A 722-nucleotide genomic window follows, 5' to 3' on the forward strand; every position below is an offset into this window, starting at 1 on the left:
GGCTCGGCGGCCGCGTCCAGCACGGCGGGCGCCGCCACCGCCTGCCAGGCGCCGCCGCTGGCGGCGATCACCCGGCCCCATTCGGCCAGCCCCGCCTCGCCGGTGTTGATCTCCTGCCCCTGGCCGATCAGCGCCACGACCACCGACCAGCCGGGATGCCGCGCCATGATCTCCAGCAGGTGCGCCGGCTCGGAATCGGTGAGGATGGAGCGGCGGCGCTGCGTGTCGCGCCGCGCCTGCGCCGCGTCCCAGGCGCGCTGCGCCTCATCGAACACCACCACCGGCTCGGCCGGGGCTTCCTCGGCGTGGCGGACATGGTGCTCCAGGAAGCGGTGCACATTCTGCAGCAGGGTGCGCGCCTCGCGCCGGGGCTGGCGGCGGGCGCGGCCCTGGCGCGCCACCGCGTCGCGCTCCAGCGCGCCGCGCAGCACGGCGACCAGCGGCGCGTTGCCGGTGAGGAAGGCCGCCCCCTCCTCCGCCTGCTGGCCGAACACCAGGTTCAGCCCGCACAGCGTCTTGCCGGCGCCCGGAATGCCGGTGACGAACACCACACGCCGCTCGCCCAGGCGCCGCGCCTCGGCGATGGCGCGGCGGATGGCGGCGGTGGTGGCGCGCAGATTGGCGATATCGGCGCGGGCGGCGGCGATCTCCTCGACGCCGTGCCGGGCGAAGAGGCGCTGCGCCGCCTCGATGATGGTGGGCACCGGGCGGTAGGCGCCGCG

Annotated in this window: 1 protein-coding gene; it reads right to left on the minus strand. The window is 76.9% G+C overall.

Translation table 11 applies throughout. The features are described 5' to 3' along the window. A partial coding sequence (locus tag HMPREF0731_RS22365) for a DNA/RNA helicase domain-containing protein (RefSeq protein ID WP_007006553.1) occupies positions 1–722 on the minus strand: 722 nt, incomplete at both ends.

The sequence above is a fragment of the Pseudoroseomonas cervicalis ATCC 49957 genome (assembly GCF_000164635.1).
GTDB classification, from domain to species: domain Bacteria; phylum Pseudomonadota; class Alphaproteobacteria; order Acetobacterales; family Acetobacteraceae; genus Pseudoroseomonas; species Pseudoroseomonas cervicalis.